The organism is Bacillus sp. SH7-1, from assembly GCF_008042405.1.
GTDB lineage: Bacteria > Bacillota > Bacilli > Bacillales > Bacillaceae_G > Bacillus_A > Bacillus_A thuringiensis_N.
Window position 1 is genome coordinate 1 of sequence record NZ_QNUD01000008.1, and the last position, 1,123, is coordinate 1,123.

Here is a 1,123-nt window from a genome sequence, read left to right on the forward strand (position 1 = left end):
GTATTCGTAATGTCATAACCTTGAACCTCTGATTTATATCCATCTACTGGCTGTTCTTTTACTTCATACTTGTATGCATTTCCTTCGGTATCATATGCCGCTAAATCTGTAAACACGTACTTCCATTCACTTGCTTTACTTACCTCTTGTGTTGCAATTACTTTGCCATTTTGTAGTAGATCAATCTTGATCATTTCCGGACGGTTTTTTACATTTCCATCCTTCCATGTCTTCGTTCCTTCTACCTTTGTTTCGCCTACTTTTGTATTCGTAATGTCAGTACCACTTACTTTTGATTCATATCCTGGTACTGCTTGCTCTTTTATTTCATACTTGTATGCTTTACCTTCGGCATCGTAGGCTTTGAGATTTTCAAATGTGTATTTCCATTCTGTTGCCGCTGTTACTTCTTTTGTATCCACTACTTTACCGTTTTGTAGTAAGTCTACTTTGATCATTTCCGGACGATCTTTTGCGTTATCGTCTTTCCATGTCTTCGTTCCTTCTACTTTTGTTTGACCTACTTTTGTATTGGTTATGTCATAACCATTTACTTTTGGTTCATATCCAGCTATTGGCTGTTCTTTTACTTCATACTTATACGCTACTCCATTCGCATCGTATGCTTGTAGCTTTTCAAACGTATACTTCCATTCTGTTGCCGCTGTTACTTCTTTTGTATCTACTACTTTACCGTTTTGTAGTAAGTCTACTTTGATCGTTGTTGGACGGCTTGTCGCATTTCCGTCTTTCCACGTCTTCGTTCCTTCTACTTTTGTTTCGCCTACTTTTGTATTTGTGATGTCATAACCGTGTACATCAGATTGGTATCCCGCTACTGGCTGTTCCTTCACTTCATACTTGTATGCTACTCCATTTGCGTCATATGCTTCTACATCCGCAAATGCATATTTCCAGTTTGTTGCCGCTGTTGCTTCTTTCGTATCTACTACTTTACCGTTTTGTAGTAAGTCTACTTTAATCGAGCTTGGACGATCTGTTGCGTTGTTATCGTTCCACGTTTTTGTTCCTTCTACTGTTAATTTCGCTACTTTTGTATTCGTAATGTCATAACCTTGAACCTCTGATTTATATCCATCCACCGGTTGTTCTTTTACTTCAT

Annotated in this window: 1 protein-coding gene; it reads right to left on the minus strand. The window is 38.1% G+C overall.

The window, feature by feature from the left end; genetic code table 11:
• A partial coding sequence (locus tag DN390_RS08955; protein ID WP_255443926.1) for a Cna B-type domain-containing protein occupies window positions 1-1,123 on the minus strand: 1,123 nt, incomplete at both ends.